Source organism: Actinomycetospora termitidis (assembly GCF_030286555.1).
Taxonomy (GTDB): domain Bacteria; phylum Actinomycetota; class Actinomycetes; order Mycobacteriales; family Pseudonocardiaceae; genus Actinomycetospora; species Actinomycetospora termitidis.
The window spans coordinates 549,350-575,158 of sequence record NZ_JASVWF010000002.1 but is presented as its reverse complement, the minus strand read 5'-3'; the positions used below and the strand labels follow the sequence as shown (position 1 = coordinate 575,158).

General features: G+C 74.3%; 26 protein-coding genes and 1 pseudogene. 6 read left to right on the top strand and 21 right to left on the bottom strand.

Annotated features, from left to right (window positions below):
• Nucleotides 1–48 precede the first annotated feature (48 nt).
• Both nrdR and QRT03_RS10620 read right to left on the bottom strand, forming a co-directional pair.
• Complete coding sequence (gene nrdR, locus QRT03_RS10625) at nt 49–537, bottom strand: transcriptional regulator NrdR (protein WP_286052692.1); 489 nt, start codon at nt 535–537, stop codon at nt 49–51.
• A 389-nt stretch (nt 538–926) separates the two neighbouring features.
• On the bottom strand, nt 927–1,226 hold the full coding sequence (locus tag QRT03_RS10620; protein WP_286052691.1) for a LysM peptidoglycan-binding domain-containing protein: 300 nt from the start codon (nt 1,224–1,226) through the stop codon (nt 927–929).
• Nucleotides 1,227–1,745: 519 nt separating this feature from the next.
• Here QRT03_RS10620 and lexA point away from each other — a divergent pair.
• Nucleotides 1,746–2,528: a transcriptional repressor LexA gene (gene lexA, locus QRT03_RS10615; RefSeq protein WP_286052690.1), complete on the top strand. Its 783-nt coding sequence runs from the start codon at nt 1,746–1,748 to the stop codon at nt 2,526–2,528.
• Here the strand turns inward: lexA and QRT03_RS10610 are convergent.
• From QRT03_RS10610 to miaA, 4 genes are all read right to left on the bottom strand, one after another.
• The gene (locus QRT03_RS10610) at nt 2,525–3,400 is read right to left on the bottom strand and encodes a hypothetical protein (RefSeq protein WP_286052689.1); all 876 of its coding nucleotides are present in this window, start codon (nt 3,398–3,400) and stop codon (nt 2,525–2,527) included. The genes lexA and QRT03_RS10610 overlap by 4 nt on opposite strands.
• Nucleotides 3,401–3,519: 119 nt before the next feature.
• On the bottom strand, nt 3,520–5,082 hold the full coding sequence (gene hflX, locus QRT03_RS10605) for a GTPase HflX (RefSeq protein WP_286052688.1): 1,563 nt from the start codon (nt 5,080–5,082) through the stop codon (nt 3,520–3,522).
• Nucleotides 5,083–5,137: 55 nt separating this feature from the next.
• Entirely contained in the window at nt 5,138–6,004 is an 867-nt protein-coding gene (gene dapF, locus QRT03_RS10600) for a diaminopimelate epimerase (RefSeq protein ID WP_286052686.1), read from the bottom strand.
• Between the two features lie 10 nt (nt 6,005–6,014).
• The gene (gene miaA, locus QRT03_RS10595; protein ID WP_286052685.1) at nt 6,015–6,929 is read right to left on the bottom strand and encodes a tRNA (adenosine(37)-N6)-dimethylallyltransferase MiaA; all 915 of its coding nucleotides are present in this window, start codon (nt 6,927–6,929) and stop codon (nt 6,015–6,017) included.
• 144 nt (nt 6,930–7,073) lie between these two features.
• On the opposite strand from miaA, the gene QRT03_RS10590 reads away from it, so the two are divergent.
• Complete coding sequence (locus QRT03_RS10590) at nt 7,074–8,753, top strand: DUF349 domain-containing protein (protein WP_286052684.1); 1,680 nt, start codon at nt 7,074–7,076, stop codon at nt 8,751–8,753.
• 16 nt (nt 8,754–8,769) lie between these two features.
• Here QRT03_RS10590 and QRT03_RS10585 read toward each other — a convergent pair whose 3' ends face one another.
• Nucleotides 8,770–9,207 carry a VOC family protein gene (locus QRT03_RS10585; protein ID WP_286052682.1) on the bottom strand — a complete coding sequence of 146 codons (438 nt, stop codon included), beginning with the start codon at nt 9,205–9,207 and terminating at the stop codon, nt 8,770–8,772.
• A gap of 35 nt (nt 9,208–9,242) precedes the next feature.
• Here QRT03_RS10585 and QRT03_RS10580 point away from each other — a divergent pair, with 35 nt between their 5' ends.
• From QRT03_RS10580 to QRT03_RS10575, 3 genes and pseudogenes are all read left to right on the top strand, one after another.
• On the top strand, nt 9,243–9,989 hold the full coding sequence (locus tag QRT03_RS10580; RefSeq protein ID WP_286052681.1) for an SDR family NAD(P)-dependent oxidoreductase: 747 nt from the start codon (nt 9,243–9,245) through the stop codon (nt 9,987–9,989).
• A pseudogene (locus QRT03_RS32170) lies at nt 9,986–10,138 on the top strand (AAA family ATPase); the annotation flags it as partial. The gene QRT03_RS10580 and the pseudogene QRT03_RS32170, both read left to right, overlap by 4 nt.
• Before the next feature lie 50 nt (nt 10,139–10,188).
• Complete coding sequence (locus QRT03_RS10575; protein WP_286052680.1) at nt 10,189–12,180, top strand: HNH endonuclease signature motif containing protein; 1,992 nt, start codon at nt 10,189–10,191, stop codon at nt 12,178–12,180.
• Here QRT03_RS10575 and QRT03_RS10570 read toward each other — a convergent pair.
• The 12 genes from QRT03_RS10570 to miaB form a co-directional block, all read right to left on the bottom strand.
• The gene (locus QRT03_RS10570) at nt 12,177–12,605 is read right to left on the bottom strand and encodes an NUDIX hydrolase (RefSeq protein ID WP_286052679.1); all 429 of its coding nucleotides are present in this window, start codon (nt 12,603–12,605) and stop codon (nt 12,177–12,179) included. The two genes, QRT03_RS10575 and QRT03_RS10570, sit on opposite strands and share 4 nt — an antisense overlap.
• Nucleotides 12,602–13,615, bottom strand: a complete 1,014-nt coding sequence (locus QRT03_RS10565; RefSeq protein ID WP_286052678.1) for a D-alanine--D-alanine ligase family protein — start codon at nt 13,613–13,615, stop codon at nt 12,602–12,604. Before QRT03_RS10565 ends, QRT03_RS10570 begins: the two co-directional genes overlap by 4 nt.
• Entirely contained in the window at nt 13,608–14,915 is a 1,308-nt protein-coding gene (locus QRT03_RS10560; RefSeq protein WP_286052676.1) for an ATP-grasp domain-containing protein, read from the bottom strand. The genes QRT03_RS10565 and QRT03_RS10560 overlap by 8 nt, the downstream gene beginning before the upstream one ends.
• Nucleotides 14,912–15,703: an O-methyltransferase gene (locus tag QRT03_RS10555; protein WP_286052675.1), complete on the bottom strand. Its 792-nt coding sequence runs from the start codon at nt 15,701–15,703 to the stop codon at nt 14,912–14,914. Before QRT03_RS10555 ends, QRT03_RS10560 begins: the two co-directional genes overlap by 4 nt.
• On the bottom strand, nt 15,700–16,914 hold the full coding sequence (locus QRT03_RS10550; protein ID WP_286052674.1) for a sedoheptulose 7-phosphate cyclase: 1,215 nt from the start codon (nt 16,912–16,914) through the stop codon (nt 15,700–15,702). Before QRT03_RS10550 ends, QRT03_RS10555 begins: the two co-directional genes overlap by 4 nt.
• Nucleotides 16,915–16,987: 73 nt before the next feature.
• Nucleotides 16,988–17,650, bottom strand: a complete 663-nt coding sequence (locus QRT03_RS10545) for an HAD family hydrolase (RefSeq protein WP_286052673.1) — start codon at nt 17,648–17,650, stop codon at nt 16,988–16,990.
• Nucleotides 17,651–17,678: 28 nt separating this feature from the next.
• Nucleotides 17,679–17,945 (bottom strand): hypothetical protein, encoded by a 267-nt coding sequence (locus QRT03_RS10540; RefSeq protein ID WP_286052672.1) that lies wholly within the window; start codon nt 17,943–17,945, stop codon nt 17,679–17,681.
• Between the two features lie 54 nt (nt 17,946–17,999).
• Entirely contained in the window at nt 18,000–18,851 is an 852-nt protein-coding gene (locus QRT03_RS10535) for a 5-oxoprolinase subunit C family protein (protein ID WP_286052671.1), read from the bottom strand.
• Nucleotides 18,848–19,459 carry a 5-oxoprolinase subunit B family protein gene (locus QRT03_RS10530; protein ID WP_286052670.1) on the bottom strand — a complete coding sequence of 204 codons (612 nt, stop codon included), beginning with the start codon at nt 19,457–19,459 and terminating at the stop codon, nt 18,848–18,850. The genes QRT03_RS10535 and QRT03_RS10530 overlap by 4 nt, the downstream gene beginning before the upstream one ends.
• Nucleotides 19,459–20,688 carry an NRAMP family divalent metal transporter gene (locus QRT03_RS10525; protein ID WP_286052668.1) on the bottom strand — a complete coding sequence of 410 codons (1,230 nt, stop codon included), beginning with the start codon at nt 20,686–20,688 and terminating at the stop codon, nt 19,459–19,461. Before QRT03_RS10525 ends, QRT03_RS10530 begins: the two co-directional genes overlap by 1 nt.
• Nucleotides 20,689–20,755: 67 nt before the next feature.
• Nucleotides 20,756–21,211 (bottom strand): Rv2732c family membrane protein, encoded by a 456-nt coding sequence (locus tag QRT03_RS10520; protein WP_286052667.1) that lies wholly within the window; start codon nt 21,209–21,211, stop codon nt 20,756–20,758.
• Complete coding sequence (gene miaB, locus QRT03_RS10515) at nt 21,208–22,728, bottom strand: tRNA (N6-isopentenyl adenosine(37)-C2)-methylthiotransferase MiaB (protein ID WP_286052665.1); 1,521 nt, start codon at nt 22,726–22,728, stop codon at nt 21,208–21,210. The genes QRT03_RS10520 and miaB overlap by 4 nt, the downstream gene beginning before the upstream one ends.
• A 40-nt stretch (nt 22,729–22,768) precedes the next feature.
• Between miaB and QRT03_RS10510 the strand changes: the two genes are divergently transcribed.
• Entirely contained in the window at nt 22,769–23,719 is a 951-nt protein-coding gene (locus QRT03_RS10510; protein ID WP_286052664.1) for a TAXI family TRAP transporter solute-binding subunit, read from the top strand.
• Here QRT03_RS10510 and QRT03_RS10505 read toward each other — a convergent pair.
• Both QRT03_RS10505 and QRT03_RS10500 read right to left on the bottom strand, forming a co-directional pair.
• Nucleotides 23,706–25,103, bottom strand: a complete 1,398-nt coding sequence (locus QRT03_RS10505) for a sensor histidine kinase (RefSeq protein WP_286052663.1) — start codon at nt 25,101–25,103, stop codon at nt 23,706–23,708. The two genes, QRT03_RS10510 and QRT03_RS10505, sit on opposite strands and share 14 nt — an antisense overlap.
• A gap of 1 nt (nt 25,104) precedes the next feature.
• On the bottom strand, nt 25,105–25,770 hold the full coding sequence (locus tag QRT03_RS10500; protein WP_286052662.1) for a response regulator transcription factor: 666 nt from the start codon (nt 25,768–25,770) through the stop codon (nt 25,105–25,107).
• Between the last annotated feature and the right edge of the window lie 39 nt (nt 25,771–25,809).

Here is a 25,809-nt window from a genome sequence, read left to right as displayed (position 1 = left end):
TGCTCTTGTCCCCGACTCGTTCCCGGCGTCGCCGCCGGCCCTGTGCGATCACACTGATTCGTGCTCTGCCCTGTCCTCCTCCGGGTCCGCGACCAGTCGACCCCGCAGGTCGGCGATCTCGGCCTCGAAGTCGGCCACGCAGGAGAAGTTCCGGTACACGCTGGCGAACCGCAGGTAGGCCACCGCGTCGAGCTCGCGGAGCGGACCCAGGATCGCCATGCCGACCTCGTGGCTCGGCACCTCGGCCGTGCCCGACGCCCGGACCGTCTCCTCCACCTTGTGCGCCAGCAGCGCGAGCGCGTCCGGATCGACCGGGCGGCCCTGACAGGCCCGGGCCACCCCGCGCACGACCTTGTCGCGGCTGAACGGCTCGGTGACCCCACTGCGCTTGACCACCGCGAGCACGGCCTCCTCGACGGTGGTGAACCGTTTCCCGCACGCGGTGCAGGAGCGGCGGCGACGGATCGCCTGGCCCTCGTCGGCCTCGCGGGAGTCGACGACCCGGGAGTCGTCGTTGCGGCAGAACGGGCAGCGCATCCCGATCCCCCTCCTCGCTCGGAACCGACACGACCTGTGGATGGACGACCTCCCCGGGCCCGGCCTGGGGATGCCGCTGTGGACGAGGGCGCCTCCGGCCGTGGACCGGCGGTGCCCGCCGGTGGACGGACCACCGACCTCGGTGGACCACCGCCCGGATCCTGTGCGGGACCCTGTGGACAACGCTCCACCTGCACACACAACCTGTGGACTAACTACATCCATGTAACCACAAGATGTTGGGGCGGGACGCTAGCGACACCCCAGGACGCGGAGCAAGCCACATCACGCGGTCTGGGGATGCCCGCGACGAACGGCGTCGCCCCGCGCCGGGCGGTGTCTCGCTCCACACGGACGGGTGACGGCAGGTCCGCCGCGCCACCGGAGGCTCACCGGCCGGCGGGGACCACCAGCGGGCGCCCGGGTGCGACCAGTGACGAGGAGAGCCGGTTCGCCTCCCGGATCCGCTCGGCCACCGCCGCGGGGTCGGCGCCCGGCGCCACCCGCTCGGCGACCTCCAGCAGCGTCTCCCCCGGTGCGACGACCGCGACCGTGGAGCCGGTGGGCACCGGCCCGTCCCCCGGCGCGACCGCCGCCACCTCTCCACCGAGACGGACCGCGAGGGCCAGCAGGGCCACCAGGACGGCACCGAGGACGACGACCGCGACGGCCCGTCGCCGGCGCACCACCGCGACACGCGCGGGAGCGACATGAATCACATTCGTGCAATTCACCCGCCCGGCGGAGGGCAGCGGAGGGGTCGGCGGGACCACCAGGGCCGCGGCGCGACCGGCCGGACGGCATGCGTCCCGGCGCGCGGCGGGCCGCGTCGGCGACCCCGTGGCGGGACGACCCGCGGGCCGGACACGACTGCCGCCGCGGCCGCCCCACCCGACGTCGACACCCCGCGTGACCTGCTCGGGAACGGCCGCGGACCCGTCGACCGCGGACCTCGACCGCTCCTGCGTCGGAGAGCTCATCGGACACCTTCTTCCATCGCACACGCGTTCGATCGAACGCCTGTGCGATGTGTAGCACCGACCCCCGACAACGTCGACGGACCGACCGGCGTGTCCTTCGAACACGTGTTTGATCCTTCCCGCCGTCGGCGCTACCTTCTCGGATCAGGAGCACGCAGCGTCACCGGCACCGCCGTCCGCCGTCGGGTCGTCGTCGCCGGGGCTCACGCTGCGAACGGAGGAGGACTCATGGCTGGACGTCGACGCGACGGAGCGACCGACCCGCCCGGCACGGACGACGAGGCGGCCGGGGTCGCCGCGGCCGTGACCGCGGAGGTGCACGCGTTCCCCGACCGGGAGCCCGAGCCCTCCGGCTCCGGCGCCCCGGGCCTCACACCGCGCCAGCGCAAGGTCCTCGAGGTCATTCGCGACTACATGGACCGGGTCGGCTACCCGCCGAGCGTCCGCGAGATCGGGGACGCGGCCGGGCTGACGTCGACGTCCTCGGTCGCGCACCAGATGAAGGTCCTGGAGAAGAAGGGGTACCTGCGCCGCAACGCGAGCCGGCCCCGTGCGCTCGAGGTGTTCATGCCCGAGGACCTCGACCCGGAGCTCGGCGGCGGCGCCGAGACCGAGGGCGTGCGCGCCGACCGGCCCACGCCCTCCTACGTGCCCGTCGTCGGCCGGATCGCCGCCGGTGGGCCGATCCTCGCCGAGCAGGCCGTGGAGGACGTCTTCCCGCTGCCCAAGGAACTGGTCGGCGAGGGCTCGCTGTTCCTGCTCAAGGTCGTGGGCGACTCGATGGTCGACGCCGCCATCACCGACGGCGACTGGGTCGTCGTGCGCCAGCAGCCGAACGCCGAGAACGGCGAGATCGTGGCCGCGATGCTGGACAACGAGGCCACGGTGAAGACCTACAAGCGCCGGGACGGCCACGTGTGGCTGCTCCCGGCGAACGAGGCCTACGAGCCGATCCCGGGCGACGAGGCCACGGTGCTGGGCAAGGTCACGGCGGTGCTGCGGCGCCTCTAGGACCGCCTCCGACCGAACCACCACACCCCGACCACGAGGGCGACGACCGCCAGACCCCCGGCGGCGATCCCGGCGGCCGCATCGCCGTCCGCGTCGTCCGTCGTGCCGGCCGTGGCGCTCGTGCCCGCCGGCGTCGGAACGGCCACGGGTGCCGGAGACGGCGCCGTCCTCGGCACCTCCACCTCGTGGAGCCGGGCCCTCGGGCCGCCCGAGGGCGACTCCCCCGCCGAGAGCAGGGCGCCGTCCAGGGTGAACGCGATCGCCTCGCCCTGCGGCTCACCCGGCAGCGGGACCTGGGTGGGGGTCGCCCGCAGCCCGGCCACCACGTCGTCGGCCGTCGGGCCCCCGACCGGGAACAGCCACGCGTCGGTGTAGGTGCGCAGCGCCGCCGACCGACCGTCGGCGGAGAGCGCACCACCGGTGATCAGGCCACGACCGAGGAAGCTCGCCGGCCCTCCCTCGGTCGTCGACGACGGCAGCCGGACCTCGCCCTCCGCGCGCAGCGGGACCGGACCCTCGTCCGCGTCGGTCACGGGCGCGTCGGTCGTGTAGATCCGACCGAACCCGCCGCCCTCCTTGGTCACGACCACCGGCCGACCGTCGGCGGGCAGCAGGAGGGCCTCGGCGTCGTGCGGCCCGTCCGGGTAGGTCAGCCGGACGACCTGGCCCCGACCCGACGTCGGGACCCGGATCAGCGCGATCGTCGTGCGCTCGCGGTCGTTGTCGCCGAGGTCGGCCAGCCAGAGCGTCCCGTCGGCGCCACGCGCGAGGTCCTCGACGTCCCGGCCCGTCACACCGACCGACCGCGACGACGCCACCGAGCAGTCCGGGCGCAGCGTGAACACCACGGTCGCGTTCCCGCTGTCGTTCACGACGACGGGTCCGGCCGGTGTGACGACGAGCCCGGACACCTCGTCCAGGCGCCGGTCGGTCAGGACGCAGTCGATCGACGGCGGGGCGAGCAGCCCCGCCGTCAGGAGGGCCTCGACGATCAGGGGACCGGGACGGCCACGGCCACCCGCTGCACGGCCGTGGCCAGCTCGGGCGAGACCCGGGCGTGCAGGACCGTGCCCTCGGCGACGTGCCGCTCGGCGAGCACCTCGCCCTCGGCGTGCACCCGGGCCACCAGCGCGCCCTCGGTGAACGGCAGCACGACCTCCACCTCGACCTCCGGGCGCGGCAGCGCCTCCGCGATGCGGCGCCGGAGCAGGTCGATGCCCTCGCCGGTGCGGGCGGAGACGAAGACCGCGCCGGTCAGCGTCGCGCGCAGCTGCGCGAGCGCCATCGGGTCGGCGTCGTCGACCTTGTTGACGACGAGCAGCTCCGGTGGCGTCGGCAGGGCCCGCTGCGGGTCGTCCCCGCGCGACGGCGGGCGCGGCTCGTCGTCGGACCGACCGATCTCGGCGATCACCTCGCGCACCGCGGTGATCTGCTCGAGCGCGGACGGGTCGGAGCCGTCGACGACGTGGACGATCAGGTCGGAGTCCCCGACCTCCTCCAGCGTCGAGCGGAACGCCTCGACGAGCTGGTGGGGCAGGTGCCGGACGAATCCGACGGTGTCGGTGAGCGTCGCGACGCGGCCGTCCGCGGTCTCCCAGCGGCGGGTCGTCGGGTCGAGGGTCGCGAACAGCGCGTCCTCGACCAGCACCCCGGCGTCGGTGATCGCGTTGAGCAGCGAGGACTTGCCGGCGTTGGTGTACCCGGCGATCGCCACGGCCGGGACGTCCCGACGACGGCGACGGTCGCGCTGGGTGTCGCGCACCGTCTTCATGCCCTCGAGCTCGCGGCGCAGCTTCGCGATCCGCTGGTGGATGCGCCGCCGGTCGGTCTCGAGCTTGGTCTCACCGGGGCCACGGGTCCCGACGCCGCCGCCCCCGGCGCCGCCGCCACCACCGGCACCACCGCCCTGCCGGGACATCGACTCGCCCCACCCGCGCAGGCGCGGGAGGAAGTAGCGCAGCTGGGCGAGCTCGACCTGGGCCTTGCCCTCCCGGGAGCGGGCGTGCTGGGCGAAGATGTCGAGGATCAGCGCGGTCCGGTCGACGACCTTGACCTTGAGCTTCTCCTCGAGCTGACGCAGCTGGCCGGGCGAGAGCTCGCCGTCGGCGATCACCGTGTCGGCGCCGGTCGACTGCACCGTCCCGCGCAGCTCGGCCACCTTGCCGGAGCCGACGAACGTCGCCGGGTCGGGCGAGGAGCGCCGCTGCACGAGGGCGTCGAGCACCTCCGAGCCCGCCGTCTCGGCGAGCCGGGCGAGCTCGACCATCGACGCGTCGGCCGCGGCCGCCGTGCCCTCGGTCCACACGCCGATGAGCACGACGCGCTCGAGGCGCAGCTGCCGGTACTCGACCTCGGTGACGTCGGTGAGCTCGGTCGACGCGCCGGAAAGGCCCGGGACGCGGCGCAGCGAGGACCGCTCCTCGAGCTCCAGGGCCCCGGTGGTGACCTCGTGGTCGGGCTCGACGTCGTCGTCCAGGTGGATCGGACGGCCGACGGGCCGGGGGGCGGGGGACGCGGGAGACGGCACGGGACGCGCGGGTGCAGGTTCAGTCATCTTGACTCCACTGTCCCACGACCCCGCCGCGGTCACCACGTCTTTCCGAGGCGGCTCAGAGGGTCGCGGTCTGGGCCACGCGGGTGTAGGCGTACGTTCCCTCGGCCGAGTCGCCGAGCTCGACCTCGCCGCGGGCGATCAGGACGGCCGGCCCGGTCAGCGTCGTGGTGTCCGGGCCGACGCCCACCCGCAGGACCCCACCCGGCGTCGTGACCCTGACCGTGCCGGAGGAGAGCCCCGCCGCCCGGAGCCCCGCCACCGCGCCGGCGACGGTCCCGGTGCCGCACGACCGGGTCTCCCCGGACCCGCGCTCGTGGACGCGCAGCGAGGTCGTCAGGTCGTCGGTCAGCGGGGAGAGGAACTCGACGTTCACGCCGTGCGGGAAGAGCTGCGGGTCGTGCCCGGGGGCGACGGTCAGGTCGAGGGCGTCGACGTCGGCCGTGGTCACGCAGGCCAGGTGCGGGTTCCCGACGTCGATCGCGACGCCCGGGAACGACGTCACCGACCCGACCGGACCCGCCGTCGAGGGCACGATGGCGGTCGACTCGGCGCCGAACCGCGCCGGCCCCATGTCGACGGTGACCTCGCCGTCCGCCTCGAGCGTGACCGTCCGCAGCCCGGCCCGGGTGGCGACGGCGAACTCGGGTCCGGACGCCAGCCCGGCCTCGACGAGGTAGCGGGCGAACACGCGCACGCCGTTGCCGCACATCTCGGCGATCGACCCGTCGGCGTTGCGGTAGTCCATGAACCAGGCCGCGCCGGGGTCCTCGGACGGCGCCACCCGCAGCACGCCGTCCGCCCCGAGACCGCGCCGGCGGTGGCACAGGGCCCGGACGGCGGCCGGGGTGAGGTCGAGGCGGCCGTCGGGGTCGGGCAGCAGCACGAAGTCGTTCTCCGTGCCGTGGCCGAGGACGTACTCCATGGGGTCCAGCCTACGAAGGTGCGCGGACCAGGGTGAGCACCTCGTCGACGAGCGTGGGCGACGCCGCGTCGAACCACCGCACGCGGTCGTCGCGACGGAACCAGGACCGCTGGCGGCGGACCAGCCGGCGCGTGGCGACCACGATCCGGCGACGGGCCTCCACCAGCCCGTCGGCCCCGTCGTCGGGAGCGGTCTCCAGGATCTCCCGGTACCCGACCGCGCGCGACGCCGTCTCCCCCGCGCGCAGCCCGCGCGCCTCGAGCGCGCGGACCTCGTCGACGAGGCCGGCCGCGAGCATCGCGTCGACCCGCTGCTCGATCCGGGCGTCGAGGACGTCGGTGTCGCGGTCGAGCCCGACGAGCACCGCGTCGTGCCGCGGCCGGCCCGGGCGCGGGAGGCTCGCCGTGTACGGCCGCCCGGTGATCTCCACGACCTCCAGGGCGCGCACGATCCGCCGGCCGTTGCTGCGCAGGATGCTGGCGGCGGCGGAGGGGTCGACCGCGGCGAGCCGGTCGTGCAGGGCCGCCGGACCGACCTCGGCGAGCTCGTCCGCCAGTCGGTCGCGCACCGCCGGGTCGGTGCCCGGGAAGGCGAGGTCGTCCAGCAGGGCCTGGACGTAGAGGCCGGACCCGCCGACCGCGATCGGGGTCCGTTCCCGACGGCGGATCGCGTCGACCGCCGCCCGGGCGTCGCGCTGGTAGGCCGCGACGGACGCCGTCTCGGTGACGTCGAGGACGTCGAGCAGGTGGTGCGGGACGCCGCGTCGCGCCGCGACGGGCAGCTTCGCCGTGCCGATGTCCATGCCCCGGTAGAGCTGCATGGCATCGGTGTTGACGATCTCGCCGTCGAGCCGCGCGGCGAGCTCGAGCGCCAGGTCGGACTTGCCGGTGGCGGTGGGCCCGACGAGCGCGATCGGCCTGGTCATCGCGGTCCATCATCCGGTGGGGCCGGAGTGCGGTCGTGAGGCGGGTGGGGTCGCCCCGGGGTCGGGTCGTCGCAGGTCGGGGGTGCGGCACCGGCGGCATTGCTGTTTGAATGCCCGCACGATCGAGCGGGAGGTGTGCGGCGCATGGCCGACGAGCAGGCCACGGGGGTGGCCGGCGCGGTCCCGGACGCGAGTGGGGCGAAGGACGACGTGACGGAGCAGGAAGCGACCGCCGAGCAGGTCGTCGAGCAGGCTTCCGAGGGGACCGACGGCAATGGCCCGGAGGAGTCCGTGACCGCCTCGCCCGCCGCCACGGCACCGGACGCGGAGCCGGAGCCGACGGACGCGCCCGAGGTCGCCGCCGCCGTCGAGGTGGCGCCGGACGAGCTCGTGGCCGTGTCGCCCGCTGCGACCGCGCCCGACCCCGAGCCGGCCGGCGAGCCCGAGGCGGGCACCGTCGAGCCCGCGACCGAGGCGGTTCCCGCGCCGCCGGCTCCGTCGCCGGGTCCCGCCACCGACGGTCCCCCGGAGCCGACCCCGGCGTCTCCAGCGACTCCGGCGTCTCCCGCGAGTCCCGCCGCCGACGTCGCCGAGCTGCCGACCGTCCTGGCCGCGACGGACGACCCCGCCCAGTGGGGCCGCGTCGACGCCGACGGCACCGTCTACACGGTCGCCCCCGAGGGCGAGCGCGCCGTCGGGTCGTGGCAGGCCGGGGACGCCACCGAGGGTCTGGCGCACTACGCGCGCCGCTTCGACGACCTGCGCACCGAGGCCGACCTGCTCGTGCGCCGGCTGCACGCCGGCCGGGGCGACGCGGCGAACGTCCTGCGGAGCGCCTCGGTGCTGCGCGAGCGGCTGGACGTGGCGGCAGTGGTCGGCGACCTCCCGGGCCTCGTCGTGCGCCTGGACGCCGTCATCGTGGCCGCGGAGAGCGCCGGCAAGGCCGAGAAGTCCGCGAAGGCGGGAGCCCGCGACCAGGCCGTCGCGCGCAAGGAGGCGCTCATCGGCGAGGCGGAGACCCTCGCCGAGGAGACGACCCGGTGGAAGCACGCCGGCGACCGCTTCTCGGCGATGCTCGAGGAGTGGAAGAAGATCCGCGGGATCGACCGCAAGACCGACGACGCGCTGTGGAAGCGCTTCGCGAAGGCCCGCGAGACGTTCACCCGCCGTCGGGGGGCGCACTTCGCCGAGCTCGACCGGGCCCGCGCGACCGCGAAGGCCCGCAAGGAGGAGCTCGTCGTCGAGGCCGAGTCGCTGCAGGACTCGGAGGACTGGGGCGCGACGGCGGGGCGCTACAAGGAGCTCATGACGGAGTGGAAGGCGGCCGGACGGACGTCCAAGGACGCCGACGACGCGCTGTGGGCCCGCTTCCGCGGCGCGCAGGACCACTTCTTCTCCCGCCGTTCGTCGACGTTCGACGCCCGCGACGCCGAGTTCACCTCGAACGCGACGGCCAAGGAGGCCCTCCTCAAGGAGGGTGCCTCGATCGACCTCTCCGACACCGACGCCGCCCGCGCCGCGCTGCGCTCGCTGCAGGAGCGGTGGGACGAGATCGGGAAGGTCCCCCGCGAGCGCGTGCGCGAGTTCCAGAACCGGCTCAAGGAGGTCGAGGACCGCGTGCGCGCGGCCGTCGACAAGCGCTGGTCGCGCACCGACCCGGAGAAGGAGGCCCGCGTCGGCCAGTTCCGGGAGCGCGTCGAGGCCTACGAGGCCCAGGCCGCCAAGGCCCGGGCCGCCGGGGATGAACGGCGGGCGAAGGAGGCCGAGCAGCAGGCGTCGACCTGGCGCGAGTGGCTCGCCGCCGCGGAGCGCGCGACGGGCTGAGGCCCGGTCCCGACCGTCAGTGCCCGTCGTCCGGGGTCCCGGGCGCGACGAAGATGCAGAACGGGTGCCCGGCCGGGTCGGCGTCGACGTACAGCGGCTCGTGCTCGTCGTCGGAGCGGTCCAGCAGCAGGGTCGCGCCGAGGTCGAGGGCGCGGGCCTGCTGGCGCTCGAGGTCCTCGATCGTCGGGACGGTCAGGTCGAGGTGGACGCGCTGGTGCCCGTGGGGCCAGTCGGTCGGGGGCAGGCTCGCCACGGGCTGGACGGCGAGGACCGGCATCCCGTGCTCGTCGCGCAGCGCCAGCCACTCCTGCGCCTGCCGGTCCTCGGCGCCGTCGGTCGGGGGCTCGTCGCCGAGGCGGTAGCGCAGGCCCAGCAGACGCCGGTAGAACTCCGCGATCCCGCGGGCGTCCACGGCGTCGAGCACGGTCTGGCGCAGGACCGGGAAGTCGACCATGCGCCCCAGGGTGCCCGCTCTGCGATCGTCCTTCCATGACCTCCGTCGTCGTCACCGGGGCCGGCCGCGGGATCGGACGCGCGATCGCCGAACGTCTCCTCGTCGACCACACCGTCGTGGCCGTCGACCTCGACCCCGACGCGCTCTCGTGGCTGCCCGAGCCCGGCCTCACCGTGCCCGCCGACGCGGGCGACGAGCAGGCGATGCGTGCCGCGGCCGACCTCGCCGAGCAGCACGCGCCGCTGGTCGGCTGGGTCAACAACGCGGCGATCTTCCGCGACGCCGGTCTGGACACGGACCCGCCCGCCACCGTGCTCGGGCTGGTCACGGCCAATCTCGCACCCGCCGTCGTCGGGACCTCGGTCGCCGTCCGCCACTTCCTGACGGCGGGTCGGGCCGGTTCGGTCGTGACCGTCTCCAGCCATCAGGCGCAGCGGCCGGTGCGTGGTGCCCTGCCCTACGCGACCGCGAAGGCCGCGATCGAGGGGTTCGTCCGGGCCGCTGCGGTCGATCACGGTCCGGCCGGGATCCGGGTGAACGCCGTGGCGCTGGGATCGATCGGGACGGAGCGGTCCGAGGGGTATCGGGCCGGCCTCGCGGACCCGGCCGGCTTCGACCGTCAGATCGCCGCCCTGCACCCGTTGGGGCGGATCGGGCGGGCGGACGAGGTGGCGGACGTCGTGGCGTTCCTGCTCTCGGACGCGGCGTCGTTCGTCTCGGGGGCCGTGGTCCCCGTCGACGGTGGGCGGGCCGCGCAGGGACAGGACCCGGAGGCGCGATGACGGAGCGAGCCGGCACGACGACGCTGCTCCTCATGTGCGGGTTGCCCGGCTCCGGCAAGACCACGCTCGCGCGGCGGCTCGCCACGGAGCGCGGTGCTGCAGCTCGGGTGCAGCGTGGTCCTGTTCGACCCGCCGTCTCCGGTGCCGGGGGACGGCGGGCGCGCCGAGATTGTCGGACCCTCGTACTAGTGTTCGAATCATGGCCGCAGTGGTGGAGACCGAGACCCCCGGAGGGGACCCCTTCGCGGGCGTTCCGGCTGGTCCAGGGCTCGCGGCCGCCCTGGCCGCGGTGGACGTGGCCGGCCTGCCCGGCCAGCACGTCGCCGCCTGGATGCGCGCCACCTTCCGGCAACGCAACCACGACGACGCGGTCCTGCTCGACGCCATCCGCCAGGCCTGCCGCTCCCGCGCGGATGACTGCCGCCGTGTCCTCGACGACGGATTCGCCCCGAAGATCGCCGCCGCCAACCTCGGCTGGTCGGCGATCACCGCCGGCGCCCGCTACGGGCTCGCACTGTTCGTCCTCGACGCCCACCCCGCCCTCGGCGCCGCGATGCACGACGGTGTGCTGGAGAGCCGGAAGGCGGAAATCTTCGACGCCGCCACCGAAGGCCTCGACGACCACCAGATCGACCACGTCATCCGCATCGTGCTCCCCGAAGCCCCCGGACTCGCCTACCAGGCCCTGCGCGAACGGATCCTCGAGGTCGCACGCGCCCTGGACCCCGACTGGGCCGCCGCCCGCCTGGCCGCCGCCGTCGCCCGCGCCCGGGTCACCACCCGCGTCTCGCCGACCGGCGCGGTCGACCTCACCGGCCACGACCTGCCCCCGGATCTCGCCCAGGACGCCAAAGCCCACCTCGACGCCCTCGCCCTCGAGGCCCGGGCCAGGTTGGCGTTCCTCGGAGTCGACTACGGCCGCGGCTACATCTCCGCGCGCCTGTTCACCCGCCTGCTTGACGGCACCCTCACCGGACTCGACGACCCCGCCGTCCTGGATGCCATCGTCGCCGAACTCTGCGGCGGCGGCCCACCCGGCAGCCCCACCGACAACGACCCAGACGACACACCGGACGGCGGGCCAGACGGCGACGGGCCAGACGGCGACAGCCCCGACGACGGACCAGACGACGGACCAGACGACGGACCAGGCGACGACCGCGACGACGACGACGACGGACCAGGCGACGGACCAGGCGACGGACCAAGCGACGGACCAAGCGACGGACCAAGCGACGACGGTGGGCCCGACGGTGGACCGGATTCTCCGGCCCCTGCAGCGGACGACACGGCACCGACCGACCCGCCCGCGACCGACGAGACGCCGCCCCCGTCACCTGGCAGTGGGTCTGCCCCCGACCCGGTGGTCGAGCCCCACCCCGAGCAGGTCGCGCTCCGGATACGCCTGTCGACCCTGCTCGGCCACGACCAACACCCCGCCGAACTCCCCGGACTCGGCGGCACCACCCCCGAGGTCGCCCGCCGCCGCGCCCACCACCTCGGCGCCGCCCGCTGGCACGTCCTGGTCCACGACGACCACGGCCACCTCCACCACCTGCTCACCCTGCGCGCCCCACCCGAGGCCGCCCGCGACCCCCGACACCGCCGACGCACCGTCGAGATCACCGCCCCGACGGCACTGCTCGACGCCCTCAGCGACAACGACCAGCGCGACCCGTGGCTCGCGGCGCTGCTCGCCGCCTACCACCGGTCCCGCGACCTCCCACCCGACGACCACCCCGCCACCACCACCCGCGACACCGACCGCCGCCTCCCCCGCGCCGCCCTCGGACGCTGGATCGACGCCCGCGACCCCACCTGCGTCGCCCCCGGCTGCTCGGTCGCCGCCCGACGCTGCGAACACGACCACACCCACGACTGGCGCCACACCCGACGCACCCACGCCGACGGGCTCGCGAACCTCTGCAAAGCCGACCACCGCGCCAAACACATCGCCGGCTGGCACCACGAACAACCCACACCCGGCCGATTCACCATCACCGACCCCACCGGCACCCGCCACCACACGCAGAGCCGCGTCGTACGCCCCCTGCCCGACCCCGTCGCCCCCCGCAGCCCGCACCCCCCAGGACTGCTCGACCTCTACCGACCCGCCGACGAGGAATACCGGCACGCCACCCGCCCCGCCCGACCACGACCGGAGGAGGACGACGACGACCCTCCCTTCTAGCGCTCCTCGGGAGTGAGCACCAGATCGAGCAGTCCGTCCGGGAACAGGACGGCCCGCCCCGACACGACGTCCGCGAGCGGGAGCCAGCGCACCGGCGTGCCTTCGTCGAGGATCGGTCCCGGGTCGGCCCGCTGGTAGAAGGCCGGGTCGGCGATCGTCGCCGCGTACACGACGACGATCTCGTGCCCCGGGACGCCCTCGTACTCGAAGACGTTCTCCAGCATGCCGAGCAGCTCGACGTCGGTCAGCTCGACCGCCAGCTCCTCGCGGAACTCGCGGTGCAGCGCCTGCTCGGAGAGCTCGCCGAACTCGATCCCGCCGCCGAGCGGGCGGTAGAACGTCAGCTCCCGCGCGGCGTCGTGGCCCTCGAGCACCAGCAGCTCGTCGCCCCGACGCACCACGCCCAGCACGAGGGGCCGGATCACGATCGCCGTCCGACCGCCCGCGCCACGAGGTCCGAGAACAACGCCGACAGCTCGATCCCGGCTGCGGCCGCCATCACGGCGACCACGCTCGACGGGCTGAACGAGCAGTACGGCCCCGCCTCCAGGAACCACGGGCGGCCGTCGGGGTCGATGCGGAAGTCGAAGAGCCCGTAGTCCCGACAGCCCAGCGCCGCGAAGCACCGCCGGGACGCCTCCCACACGGCCTCCGTCACCGGGTCGGACACGTCGACGATCCACGACCGCCCCTCCCCCTTCGCGACGAGGCCGAGGTCGCCGGAGTCGGAGCGCGCGAGCTTGTCGGCCTCCCCGCGGATCGGGGCGAGGTCGCCCACCGGGTACTCCTCGAGCGACAGGCACTCCAGCCCGCGCCCGCGGTCCAGCACGCCGCAGCGCACCTCCCGCCCGGCCGGCACGAACCGCTGCACCAGCGCCGACGACGAGTGCTCGAACGCCGATGCCAACGCATCCGGATACTGGCCGGGCGCCCGCACGAGCGTCGTCCCCACCGAGTTGTCGGCGTCCGCGGGCTTCACGACGACGGGTGGCTCCAGGCATGGCTCGACCCCCGGCCCGAGCACCTCCGAGCGCGGCACGTCCACACCCGCCCCGGCCACCAGCGCGTTCGCCCGCGGCTTCACCATCGACGCGGCCATCACCTCCGGCGGGTTGCCGACGTACGGCACGCCCAGCACGTCGAACAGCCCCCGGTACGACGTCATCCCGGCCGGACAGAACATCTGCGGGATCATGACGTCGGGTCCGAGTGCGCCCAGGTGCGCGACGGCTTCGGCCAGGTCGACCGACGGTGCGGCCGCCAGCGACTCCGCGGAGAGATCCCGCGGGAACGACCACCGGCCGTCCGGCGACACGTGCGCGACGACGTCTTCGGCCGAGCCCACGGCCGCGAGTGCACCCCGCGCGTAGAGCCGGGACAGGTCGGCGAAGAACTCGTTCGTCGGCGACCCGACGAGGTGCACTGCTCTAGTCACCGCCCGGCTCCACGAGCTTGCCGATGTTGACGTCGATCTTGATCCAGTCCCGCCCGGCCAGCAGGTTCGCCCACAGCAGGGACGGTATCTGCAGGTGGTGGACCAGCAGGAACGGCAGCGGATCGTGCACCGAGAAGATCGCGTCGGTGCCGCGCGCCAGCACCCGCAACCGTTCCCCGACCGACGACGGGTCCGAGAGCAGCCGCCACAGCTCCTGGTAGAGCCAGTACGTCGGCCGGCTCTCCGGCGTCGGCCGCAGCGTCCCGCCGTCGTCGGACAGGTAGGCGACCGCGAGAGCGGGTTCCTGGTCGTGGAACATCGTGATCGCCGAGTGCGTGCGCGGGTTGCACTCGATCGCCCGCACGCCGCCGTCCGCCCCCACGATGAAGTCGAACGAGTACTGCCCCGTGAGCTTCCGGTCGGCGACGAACCGGGTCACCCACTCCTCGATCTCCGGCACCTCGACGTGGTCGTAGTTCAGCTGGAACGCCGAGGACTCGCAGCAGCAGTACACCGTGAGCACGCCGTCGCGGGCCGTGCCGTGGGTGCAGTACTCGGTGCCCGGCACGAACTCCTGGAGGATCCAGGGCCGCTCCTCCGACATCGGCTTCGACGCCGCGAAGGCCCGCGTCTCCGTCGCCGAGTCACGCGGCAGGGGCGTCAGGTCGAGCCGGTTCACCGCGTCGTAGGGGATCGACTTGAGCACGTACGTGCCGCCCGGCGGGAAGTCGAACGACGCGACGGAGTCCGGCGACGTGACGCGGTGTGTGTCCGGCACCGGGAGCCCGGCGTCGGCGGCCGCGGCCGCGAACGCGGCCTTGTCGTCGACAGTCCCGATGGCGTCGGCGTCGCCGTGCACCACCTCGCAGTACTGCTCGAGCAGCGGCTTGGCCAGCGCGTCGAACCAGCTCGAGGCGGGGCTGCAGACCGGGACGTACACGTCGACGCCCTCGGCCCGCACCACGTCGACGAGTGCGTCGGCATAACGAGGGTCGTCCGCCGGCGGCACGACGTGGAACGCGTCGACCGCCGTCGAGAACCGGTGCCCGGTGAACCGGTACTTCGCCGACTCGACGAGCACCACCCGGTGCCCCGCGGCGTGGAACGCCCGCGCGAGCGCGAGCGCCTTCGTCATCTTCCCGCCGCTGATCATGACGGTGCGCGACCGCTCCGGCCGCTCGCGCGACGGCTTCCCGACGACGGCCGTGTACAGCAGTGAGCCGGCGGTCACCGCGAGGTTCGCGGGCAGTGCCGCCGCCAGCAGCGCCTGCATCCCGACGCTGCGCAGGACCCGGTTCACGACACCGCCCGGATGAGCGTGATCCCGTCGCGCAGCGGCACGACGACCTGCTCCACCCGCGGGTCGGCCGCCACCGCCGCGTTGAACTCCGCGATCGCGCGGCCGTTCTCCGTGTCCGGCCCGGCCCACGGCTGGCCCTGCATCAGCGTGTTGTCGACGCAGACCAACCCGCCCGGCGCCAGCAGACCTGTCGTCAGGACCGTCTCGAGGTAGTCGGCGTAGCCGGCCTTGTCGGCGTCGACGAAGACCAGGTCGAACGACTCCCCGGCCAGCGCCCGCAACGTCTCGGCGGCCGGTCCGACGCGCACGTCGATCCGCCGGCCCGCCGACGACCGCGCGAACTGCTCCTGCGCGAACGCCGCGACGGACTCGTCGAGCTCCAGGGCGACCACCGACCCGTCGTCGGGAAGGGCCTCCGCGAGGGCGAGCGCGGAGTACCCGGTGAACATCCCGACCTCGAGCACCCGCCGCGCCCGGGTCGCGTGCGCGAGCATCGCGAGGAACCGCCCCTCGACGTGCCCGGAGAGCATCTCCTGTTCGAGCGAGCCGGAGGCGTCGCGCCAGTCGAACGCCGCGGTCGCGGCGGCCAGGTCGGCGAGCGCCGGCGACTCCGGAGAGGTCATCGACTCGACGTACGGGTCCAGCCCGACGGCGAGGTCGCGCACCTCGCGCAGCTCGTCCTCGAGCCCGGTCCCGCCGGCCCGCCCGACCAACGACTCGAGCCGCGCCGCCAGGATCGACGCGGGCGTGACCGGGCGCGCGGCGCCCGGCGCGGTCCTCGGGGTCACGCCTCCTCCGGCACCACGTACATGTCCTCGCCCTCGCCCTGCCGCGGGTAGGACTGCACGACCCGTTGGTGCGTCTCGACCGTCTCCGTCAGCTCGTCGGGCGTGAGGTCGTTGACGAAGAAGCAGGTCCCGATCGGCCGCGGGACGGCGGCGCGCAGCTGACCGTTGCGGGTCTGGGTGATCGAGTCCGTGGCCTTCGCCAGCAGCTCCGGCGTGAGGTGGGAGCTGGTGAGGGTCAGCCCGATGCGGCTCATCAGCCAGAAGATGCGGTCGCGCTCGCTGACCGAGATGTAGCCGCGGCGCTCGGCGAGCGTCGTGGAGAGCGCCATGTCGATCGAGATCGCGTGCCCGTGGAAGTACGGCGGATCGGGCGTGAGCTCGATGGTCGGGCTCCAGGTGTGCCCGAACGCGATGACGCGGTCGAGGTCGAGCTCCCAGAGGTTCGGCACCTCGAGCTCGAGCATCGTGCGGATGGCGTCGTAGGTGAGGCGGTGAGCGATCTCGCGCAGCTCCGGCGTGCCGTCGAGGTGGCCGAACCGGGTGTGCAGCAGGTCCTCGCCGTACTTCTCGAGCAGCTCGAAGATGTCGGAGTTGCCGACGGTCGAGATCTTCACGAGCTCGGCCATCCCGTTGCGGACCTGGTCGACCGGCAGCGTCCGCAGGAACGAGAAGTCGAGGATGACCTGCTGGGAGGCGTGGAAGGCGCCGAGGCGGTTCTTGTTCTTGCCGTGGTTCACCGCGACCTTGATCGCGACCGAGGCGTCGATGAGCCCGATCAGCGTCGTCGGGATGCGGATGTAGGGCGTGGAGCGCCGGAACATCGAGCACGCGGTGCCGGTGACGTCGGTGATGAGACCGCCGCCGACGACGAGGACCGGCTCGGTGCGGTTGAGTCCGAACTCGCCGAACGCGTCCACGATCCGCTCGACCGTCGCCAACGTCTTGTCCGGCTCCCGGATGATGATCGGGAACGTGGTGAGCTCGAGGCCGTGGTGGTCGAAGTAGGCCCGCATCTGCTCGCCGTAGAGCTCGTGGACGGTGCGGTCCACGATCATCAGCGCGCGGCCGTAGGGCCGGTAGGTGTCGGCGAGCTGGGGGTTGGCGGGATCGAACACGCCGTCGACGTAGACCAGCGAGTAGTCGATCTTCTCGTAGGCCTCGACGTGGAACGCGGTGTCGGTGGTGGTCAGGGTGGGCTGTGGGGCGACCATGGGTGGGCTCCTGGAGGCAGGCCGACTCACCGGCCCGACGTGATCGCCGGGCCGGTCGGGTGGGGGAAGCGGGTTACGCGAGGGCGCGCAGCGTGGCGAGGTCGAGCGCGTCCACGCGCGTATCGGCCGCACCGAAGTCGTGGCCCGAGGTGTTGGCGTTCGGGAACGCCACGGTGGTGATGCCGGCCTCCTTGGCCGCCTGCACGCCGCCCACGTTGTCCTCGATCGCGACGGCGTCGCCCGGCTCCAGACCCAGCTCCCGCAACGCGGTGCGGTAGGCCTCCGGGTCCGGCTTCACGTTCTGCACCCGCGAGGTGTCCTCGACGACGTCGAAGTCCGCGGAGCGGATGTCGGGCTCGAGCGCGTCGAGCAGGGCGCGGACGTTGTCGCGGCTCGTCGTCGTGACGAGGCCCAGCTTGAGGCCGGACTCCTTCGCGCCGCGCACGACGTCGAGGACGCCGGGCCGCGGTTCGGTCGGGCCCTCGGCCAGCGACTTCTGGAAGATCGTCGACTTGGTGGCGTGCACCGCGGCCGCGTCGACCTGCTCGCCGCGCTGCTTCGCGTAGTCGGCGACGCGGTCCGCACCCCCGTTGCTCTGCAGCATCGAGAGGTACTCGTCGCGGTCCCACTCCCAGTCCAGGCCGTGCTCGGCGAAGGCACGGTTGAACGCCTGGCGCTGCAGTTCGGAGGTGTCCACGACGGTGGAGATGGAGCCGAAGAGGATCGCAGAGGTCACGCAGCGGGCTACCCCGGCTCCCCGGCCACTAACGTGCCGAGTTCTCCGCCACTCCGCGTACGACGGCGAGCGTCGCGACGACCCCCAGGACGACGACGGGGACCCACAGGTTGAGCGGGCTCGGCAGCAGCGCTGTCAGCACCGCGACGACCACCGCCCCGACGAGGACCACGCCCACGACGACCGGCGCCGGCGCGTCGCCCGGGCGGCGCGCGGTGCGGCGGTAGCCGGACAGGATCGCCTCGAACTCGTCCTGCTCCCGCGCGTCCAGCGGGCGCCCGGCGTCGTGGGTCACACCCCTCGTTCGCCGGCGGGCCCACGGTCGGTTCGACGGACGCCGTCGGAGGGGTCAGGCCCGCCGGAACCGCACCGCCTCCCCCGGGCGGAGCTGCCCGGCGACGTCGGTGTCCGCGTCGACGACCACCCCGATCACGGGGTAGCCACCGGTGACGGGGTGGTCGGCGAGGAACACCGTGGGCCGTCCCGACGGCGGGACCTGGATGCTGCCCCGGATCACGCCCTCACTCGGCAGCTCGGCGTCGGCGAAGCCCTCGGCGCGGGCGAGTTCCGGACCGTCCAGCCGGAACCCGACCCGGTTGGCGTCCTCGGTGACGGTCCAGGTGCTGCGCAGCAGGACGCCCGGGTCGGTGAACCAGTCGTCGCGCGGGCCGAGGACGACCCGGAGGACCCCGTCGGACCGCGGCGGCGCGGCGAGGTCGATCCACGGCACCGCGGCCGCCGGCCGGGGCCCGATCGGCAGCTCGTCGCCCTCGGCCACGACGGCGGGTCCGAGCCCGGAGACGACGTCGGTCGACCGGCTCCCGAGCACCGGGTCCACCGCGATCCCGCCGCGCACGGCCACGTAGGTGCGCAGCCCGGTCGGCGGGGTCCCGAGCCGGACCTGCGACCCGGCCGGGACGACGACGGGGCGGTGCGGGTCCGTGGCGCGGCCGTCGATCGTGACGGGCGACGGGGCGCCCGTCAGGGCGACCACCGCCGTCGTCGGGAAGGACGCGGCGAAGCCGCCGAAGGTGACCTCGAGACCGGCGGCATCGACGTCGTTGCCGACGAGCCGGTTGGCGAGGGCGAGGGCACGCCGGTCCGCGGCGCCGGACACCCCGACGCCGAGGTCCGCCCGGCCGGGCCGGCCGTGGAGGTCCTGCACGGTCACCTGGGGGCCGGTCGCGAGGACGCGGATCATGCGACGCAGAAGCGGATGCGGGTCCCGGGCAGCAGGACGGCGGGCGGGTCGCGGTCGAGATCCCACAGCACGTGGTCCGTGCGGCCGATCAGCTGCCAGCCGCCGGGCGACTCCCGCGGGTACACCCCGCTGAACTCCCCCGCGAGCCCGACGGCGCCGGCGGGCACCCGCGTGCGCGAGGACGCCCGTCGTGGCACGTGGAGCCGCTCGTCGGAACCGACGAGGTAGCCGAAGCCCGGGGTGAAGCCCGCGAAGGCGACCGTCCAGAGCTGGTCGGTGTGCGCCGCGACGACGTCGTCGCGGGAGAGCCCGGTGTGCTCGGCGACGTCGTCGAGGTCCTCACCGTCGTAGGTCACGGCGATCTCGACGGTGCCCGACCCCGACCGGTCCGCGACCTCCCCCGCCTCCCGCGACCGCACGTCCGCCGCCACCCCCGGCAGGTCCGCCGCCGAGGCGACGCGCACCAGCACGGTCCGGGCGGCGGGGACCAGGTCCACCGTTCCCGACGGCGGGTCGGCGGCCAGGGTGGCGTGGAGGGCCAGGACGTCGTCCAGCGAGTCGAGCTCGACGAGCAGGCCGGTGTCGCCGCAGGGTCGGACGGTGCGCATCACTGGAAGATGGTGGGGATCTTCGCGACGGACTGCACGCCGGCGACGACGGTGAACACGAACGCGATCCCGCCGATCACCAGCAGCCACGCCGGCTGGCGCAGCCCTGCCAGGAGGTCCCGGCGCCGCCACCCGATCCAGAGGAGCAGCGCCAGGCCGAACGGCAGGATCAGCCCGTTGAAGGCGCCGGCGAAGACCAGCAGGGCCGACGGCGCCTGGCCGAGCACCAGGAACGCGATCGTGCAGACGGTGATGAACGCCGAGATCGTCAGGTTGAAGCGCCGGTCGACGACGCCGGAGAGCGTGCGGAGGAAGGTCGCCGAGGTGAACGACGCGCCGATCGTCGACGTCATCCCCGCGGTCCAGAGGACCACGCCGAACAGCGTCAGCCCGACCGACCCGAGGGCGTGCTCGAAGGCGGAGCCGGCGGGATCGGTCTTCGAGAGCTGCGCGCCGGCCGCGACCGCGCCGAGGATCCCGAGGAAGAGCAGGATCCGCAGCACGCCGGTGACGAGGATGCCGTTGACGGAGCCGCGCGTGATCGTCCGCAGGTTCTCCGGGCCGGTCGTCCCGGACTCGATGAGCCGGTGCGCGCCGGCGTAGGTGATGTAGCCGCCGACCGTGCCGCCGATCAGCGTCAGCACCGGCAGGAAGTCCAGGCCGACCGGCGCGACGGTGCGCAGGGCCGCCTCCCCCACCGGCGGCGCGGTGATCACGGCGACGACCGCGATCAGCCCGATCTTGAGCACCCCGAGCACGAGCACGGCCCGGTCGATCGTGCCCTCGAGCGCCTTGTAGTTGAAGATCGCGATGGCGAGGACCGCGCTGATCACGGCGCCGATCCGGATGTCGAGCCCGAAGACGTCGTGCAGCCCCAGGCCCGCCGCGCTGATGTTGCCGATGCCGAACACCAGGCCGCCGACCACCACGAGGAACGCGAGCACGTGCCCGGAGTACGGCACGACCCGATTCGCGAGGTCCTGCGCCCGCAGCCCGGAGAGCCCGACGATGCGCCAGACGTTGAGCTGGATCGCGATGTCGATGAGGACGCTCGCCACGATGGCGGCCGCGAACGACGCGCCGTACTGCGCGGTGAAGGTGCCCGTCTGGGAGATGAAGCCCGGTCCCGCGGCCGACATGGCCATGAGGAACATGGCGCCGGCGACCGCGAACGTCCGCTTCACGTCCACGGTCGGGGTCGACGTGTCGTTCTCCTCCGGGACCGTCATTCGTCCAACGTAGGGATCGTTCAACAATCCGTCAACGAACGGCGGACCGCGATCGGGTCGCGGCCCACTAGGTCCGGGAGAACGCCCAGCCCGCCCAGCGTCCGGTGAGCACCACCATCGCGAGCAGCGCCAGCACCAGCCCGAACCCGGGCCCGCCGCCGGGCACGGTGTTCTGCGACCACACCGCCCAGACCCCGGTCACAGACGTGATCGCGCAGCCGGCCGCCGTCACGAAGACGACCACCCAGCGCCGCGTCATCACCGCGGCGACCGACGCCGCCACGCCGAACACCAGCGCGAGGATCGAGAACAGGCGCGGCAGCACGGTGACGCCCGGATCCCCCGAGACGACCTGCCAGCCCGTCGCCCCGCCGGCGGTCCAGCGCAGGATCGCGGCCACGAGCAGCACGAAGATCGCGATCGCGACGACCAGCACCTTCGGCCCGAAGTCGACCTCGCGGGAGATCGACGGCCGGGCCGGCTGCTCGCGCTCGGCCTCGGTGTCGCTGTCGAAGGGGTTCACGCGGGGCTCCCGACGGTGCTGGTCTCGACGCCGCATCCGGTCTCGACCGGCTGGTCCTGCGGCTTCCCCAGGGCCGGCAGCCCCAACCCGACGCGCGGCGTGGTGGGACGCGTGCCCGCCTCGTGCGCGTCGCCGGCCCGGGTGCGGCGGTGGGACAGCACGTCCCCGTCGGCGACGACGTGGTGCGGGGCGCCGTAGGTGGCGCGCACGGTCACGACGTCCCCCGGGCGGATCGGGCCGTCCACGCCGGTGGGCGTGAAGTGCACCAGCCGACCGTCGCGGGCGCGGCCGGACATCCGCCGGGTCGCGGCGTCCTTGCGCCCCTCACCGGTGGCGACCAGCAGCTCCAGCTCGCGCCCGACCTGCTCGCGGTTCCCCGCCAGCGACATCTCCTCCTGCAGCGCGACCAGCCGCTCGTAGCGGTCCTGGACGACGGCCTTGGGCACCTGGTCGGGCAGGGTCGCGGCCGGAGTGCCGGGGCGGGGCGAGTACTGGAACGTGAACGCCTGGGAGAAGCGGGACTCCTCGACCACGCGCAGCGTCTCCGCGAAGTCCTCCTCGGTCTCCCCGGGGAACCCGACGATGATGTCCGTGGTCAGTGCCGCGTCGGGCATCGCCTCGCGGACCTCGGCGACGATGTCGAGGTAGCGCTTCGCCCGGTACGAGCGCCGCATCGCCCTGAGCACCCGGTCCGAGCCGGACTGCAGCGGCATGTGCAGCTGCGGGCAGACGTTCGGCGTCTCGGCCATCGCGGCGATGACGTCGGAGGTGAAGTCCCGCGGGTGCGGGCTCGTGAAGCGCACCCGCTCGAGCCCCTCGACGTCGCCGCACGCGCGCAGCAGGTCCGCGAAGGCGGTGCGGCCGGTCGCGCGGTCCTCGAACGAGACGCCGTACGCGTTGACGTTCTGCCCGAGCAGGGTCACCTCGAGCACGCCCTCGGCGACCAGCGCCTCGACCTCGCCCAGGATCTCCCCCGGGCGCCGGTCGACCTCCTTGCCCCGCAGCGACGGCACGATGCAGAACGTGCAGGTGTTGTTGCAGCCGACCGAGATCGACACCCAGCCCGAGTAGGCCGAGTCGCGGCGCGCCGGCAGGTGCGACGGGAAGGTCTCGAGCGCCTCGAGGATCTCGACCTGGGCCTCGCCGTTGTGCCGCGCCCGCTCCAGCAGGGCCGGCAACGACCCGACGTTGTGCGTGCCGAACACGACGTCGACCCACGGCGCCTTCGCCGTGACGGTGCCGCGGTCCTTCTGGGCGAGGCAGCCACCGACCGCGATCTGCTGGTCGGGGCGCGCGGCCTTCACCGGCGCGAGCCGCCCGAGCTGGCCGTAGAGCTTGTTGTCCGCGTTCTCGCGCACCGCGCAGGTGTTGAACACGACGAGGTCGGCGTCCTCGACGGCCTGGTCCTCCGGAGCGGGCTCCCAGCCCGCCTCGACCAGGACGCCGGCCAGCCGCTCGGAGTCGTGCACGTTCATCTGGCACCCGTGGGTGCGGATCGCGAAGGTACGGCCGCTCATCGGTGTCCAGGGTATGCCCGGGGGCTGCGAGGATGCTCCCGTGGTCGGCCGACGCGCGGTGCTGCTCGGTGCCGGGGCGCTGACGCTCGGGGCGGGAGTCCCCGGGCTGGCCTGCGGCCGGGACGGCGCCGGGGCGGCGGTGGCCGTCGCGAGCGGGAACCCGGCGGGCGTCTACCACCGGCTCGGTGGCGCGCTGGTGGACGTCTGGCGGACCGACCTCGGCGCGACGACGACGCTGCTCGACAGCCAGGGGTCGGTCGACAACGTCGGGATGCTGGCGTCCGGGCTCGCCGACGTCGCCTTCTGCGCGCTCGACGTGGCCGCCGACGGCGCGGTCGACGGCGCCCGCCCCGACCGCCCGCTGCAGGCGCTGGCCCGGATCCACGACGACGCGATCCACGTCGTCGTCCCGGCGTCCTCCGACATCCGCCGCCTCGCCGATCTGCGCGGCCGCCGCGTCTCGGTCGGCGCCCCGAACTCCGGCGTGCTGGTCATCGCGCCCCGGCTGCTCGCGACGGTCGGGCTCTTTCCGGAGACCGGCCTGTCCGCGGTGCAGCTCGGCCTCGGCGACTCGATCGCCGCGCTGCGCGAGGGTCGCATCGACGCGTTCCTCTGGTCCGGCGGGGTCCCGACGGCGGGGGTGGAGGAGCTCGCGCGGTCGGTCCCGCTGCGGCTGCTCGACCTCACCACCGAGGTCGACGCCCTGCGCCGGGCCTACCCCGTCTACGACGTCACGACGGTGCCCGCCCGCACCTACGGCATCACGGACCCGGTGACGACGGTGGCCGTGCGCAACGTCCTGCTGGTGACGGCGGCGCTCCCCGTCCCGACCGCCCGCGGGCTCACCCGGGTCCTGCTCGACCGGGTCGACGCACTCGTCGCCGCCGATCCGGCGGGGCGCAGCGTGGACCCGCGGACCGCGATCGGTACGCAGCCGGTGGCGCTGCACGCCGGGGCGGCCGAGGCCTACCGGGCGCTCAAGCCCTGGTAGGCGGCCACCGCAGGACGACCCGCAACCCGCCGTCGTCGGGCAGCTCGAGCGCGAGGGCCGCACCGGCACGCTCGGCACCGCGCGCGGCGATGGCGAGGCCGAGGCCGGACCCGCCGTCCTCCCAGGACTTGCGCCAGAAGCGCTCCGTGGCCCGGTCCAGCTCGTCGGGCGCCAGGCCGGGGCCGTGGTCGCGGACGGCGACCTCCACCGCGCCCTCGACGCGTGCGGTCGTCAGCTCGACCGCCGAGCCGGGCGGCGCGTACTTGACGGCGTTGTCCAGGACGGCGTCGAGCACGGTCGCGACCGTGACGGGGTCGGACGGCACGACCAGGCCGCGCGCCCCGGCGCGGTGCAGGTCCAGGCCCTCGTACTCGGCGAGCACCGCCCAGGTCCCGACGCGCTCGTCGAGGACCCGGTCGAGCGCCACCTCGACCGGCGGCGCCACCCGGCCCTCGGTGCGCGCGAGCGCGAGCAGGGCGTCGAGCACCGCGGTGAGCCGGTCGACCTCCTCCAGGGCGGCCCCGGGACCGTCGCGGACCTCGGGCGCGACGGGCGCGTCCACGAGGTCCTCGGCGTGCGTGGCCAGGCGGAGCCGCAGCGCCGTCAGCGGGTTGCGCAGCTGGTGCCCGGCGTCGGCGACGAACGACCGCTGCGCCTCCAGGGTCGCGCTGACCGTGGCCGCCATGGCGTCGAAGTCGCGGGTGAGCCGGCGCAGTTCCGGCGGGCCGCGCTCGGCCCCCACGGGCTCGGCCGGGCGGCCGGCACGGACGGCGGCGGCGACCCGCGCCGTCCCGGCGTCGAGCTCCTCGATCGGGGCCAGGATCCAGCGGACCAGCGGCAGGGCGGCCAGCGCCGCGACGGCGAGCGCGACGAGGCCCGCTGCCGCGAGCCCGCCCCAGACGATCAGCACCCCGCCGCGCAGCGCTCCCGTCGGCGAGACCGTGACGGCGGCGCCCCGCACCTCCCCGCCCACGAGCACCGGTTCGGCGAGCAGCATCGGGCGCGTGTCCCACGGCCAGATCGTCTGCGCGGTGGGCGAGCGGCGGCCGGCGAGGGCCAGGGCGACACGGGCCCCGTCGTCGGGATCGTCGGTGACGAGGACGTCCGGGCGGGAGGCGACGAGCACGTCGCCCTGGCGGTCGAGCACGGCGGCCGGGGCGTCGTAGAGCTGGTCGTAGCGCGCGAGCTCGGCGCCGAGCGCGGCGGTGTCCGAATCCGTGATCGCGCGCTGGGCCAGGGCGGCGAAGCGGGTGGTGTCGCCGAGCCGGTCGGTGAACATCTCCGCGGTCGACCCCGCGGCCGCGGACATCGCGAGCGGGATCCCCAGCCCGAGCACGACCGCCACGACGAGGACGGACACGACGACGAGCAGGCGTGTGCGCACGTCAGCGGCCGAGCCGGTACCCGACCCCGCGCACCGTCGCGACGAGCTCGGGGCGGCCGAGCTTGGTGCGCAGGGTCGCGACGTGGACGTCGAGCGTGCGGTTTGCGCCCGGCCACGTGCGGCCCCAGACCTCGGCGACGATCCGCTCGCGGGTGCACACCGCGCCGTCCGCGCGCGCGAGCAGGGCGAGGACGGCGAACTCCTTGCGGCTCAGGGCGACCGGCGACCTCCCCGCCCCGTCGTCGCGGACCTCGCGGCGGGCCAGGTCGACGACGAGGCCCGCACCGAGGTCGACGACGTCGTCCGCGGGCTCGGGGCGCCGGCGGCGCAGCACGGTGTGGACGCGGGCGAGCAGCTCACCGGCGTCGTAGGGCTTCACCAGGTAGTCGTCCGCGCCGGAGTGCAGGCCGAGGATCCGGTCGTCGACCTCGCCGCGCGCGGACACGACGATCACCGGGGTGTCGCCGGCCGCGCGGATGCGGCGACACACCTCGATGCCGTCGACGTCGGGCAGCCCGAGGTCGAGCAGCACCACGTCGATCCCGGCGAGGTGGGAGACCACGTCCCGGCCCGTGGCGAGGCGGGCGACCTCGATCTGCTGCCGGGCGAGGGCCGTGCGCAGGGCGGCGGCGACGCGGTCGTCGTCCTCCACCAGCAGGATGCGCACGGGCGTCACCTCGTTTCGGGCGGATCAAGACAACCCTAA

Bases quoted from the DNA above. Each gene is read 5' to 3' on its own strand.
- QRT03_RS10525 (WP_286052668.1), bottom strand. From the start codon at position 20,688: ATGACGGTCCCGGAGGAGAACGACACGTCGACCCCGACCGTGGACGTG.
- QRT03_RS10590 (WP_286052684.1), top strand. From the start codon at position 7,074: ATGGCCGACGAGCAGGCCACGGGGGTGGCCGGCGCGGTCCCGGACGCG.
- nrdR (WP_286052692.1), bottom strand. From the start codon at position 537: ATGCGCTGCCCGTTCTGCCGCAACGACGACTCCCGGGTCGTCGACTCC.
- QRT03_RS10550 (WP_286052674.1), bottom strand. From the start codon at position 16,914: ATGGTCGCCCCACAGCCCACCCTGACCACCACCGACACCGCGTTCCAC.
- QRT03_RS10585 (WP_286052682.1), bottom strand. From the start codon at position 9,207: ATGGTCGACTTCCCGGTCCTGCGCCAGACCGTGCTCGACGCCGTGGAC.
- QRT03_RS10535 (WP_286052671.1), bottom strand. From the start codon at position 18,851: ATGATCCGCGTCCTCGCGACCGGCCCCCAGGTGACCGTGCAGGACCTC.
- QRT03_RS10580 (WP_286052681.1), top strand. From the start codon at position 9,243: ATGACCTCCGTCGTCGTCACCGGGGCCGGCCGCGGGATCGGACGCGCG.
- lexA (WP_286052690.1), top strand. From the start codon at position 1,746: ATGGCTGGACGTCGACGCGACGGAGCGACCGACCCGCCCGGCACGGAC.
- QRT03_RS10575 (WP_286052680.1), top strand. From the start codon at position 10,189: ATGGCCGCAGTGGTGGAGACCGAGACCCCCGGAGGGGACCCCTTCGCG.
- hflX (WP_286052688.1), bottom strand. From the start codon at position 5,082: ATGACTGAACCTGCACCCGCGCGTCCCGTGCCGTCTCCCGCGTCCCCC.
- miaB (WP_286052665.1), bottom strand. From the start codon at position 22,728: ATGAGCGGCCGTACCTTCGCGATCCGCACCCACGGGTGCCAGATGAAC.
- miaA (WP_286052685.1), bottom strand. From the start codon at position 6,929: ATGACCAGGCCGATCGCGCTCGTCGGGCCCACCGCCACCGGCAAGTCC.
- dapF (WP_286052686.1), bottom strand. From the start codon at position 6,004: ATGGAGTACGTCCTCGGCCACGGCACGGAGAACGACTTCGTGCTGCTG.
- QRT03_RS10530 (WP_286052670.1), bottom strand. From the start codon at position 19,459: ATGCGCACCGTCCGACCCTGCGGCGACACCGGCCTGCTCGTCGAGCTC.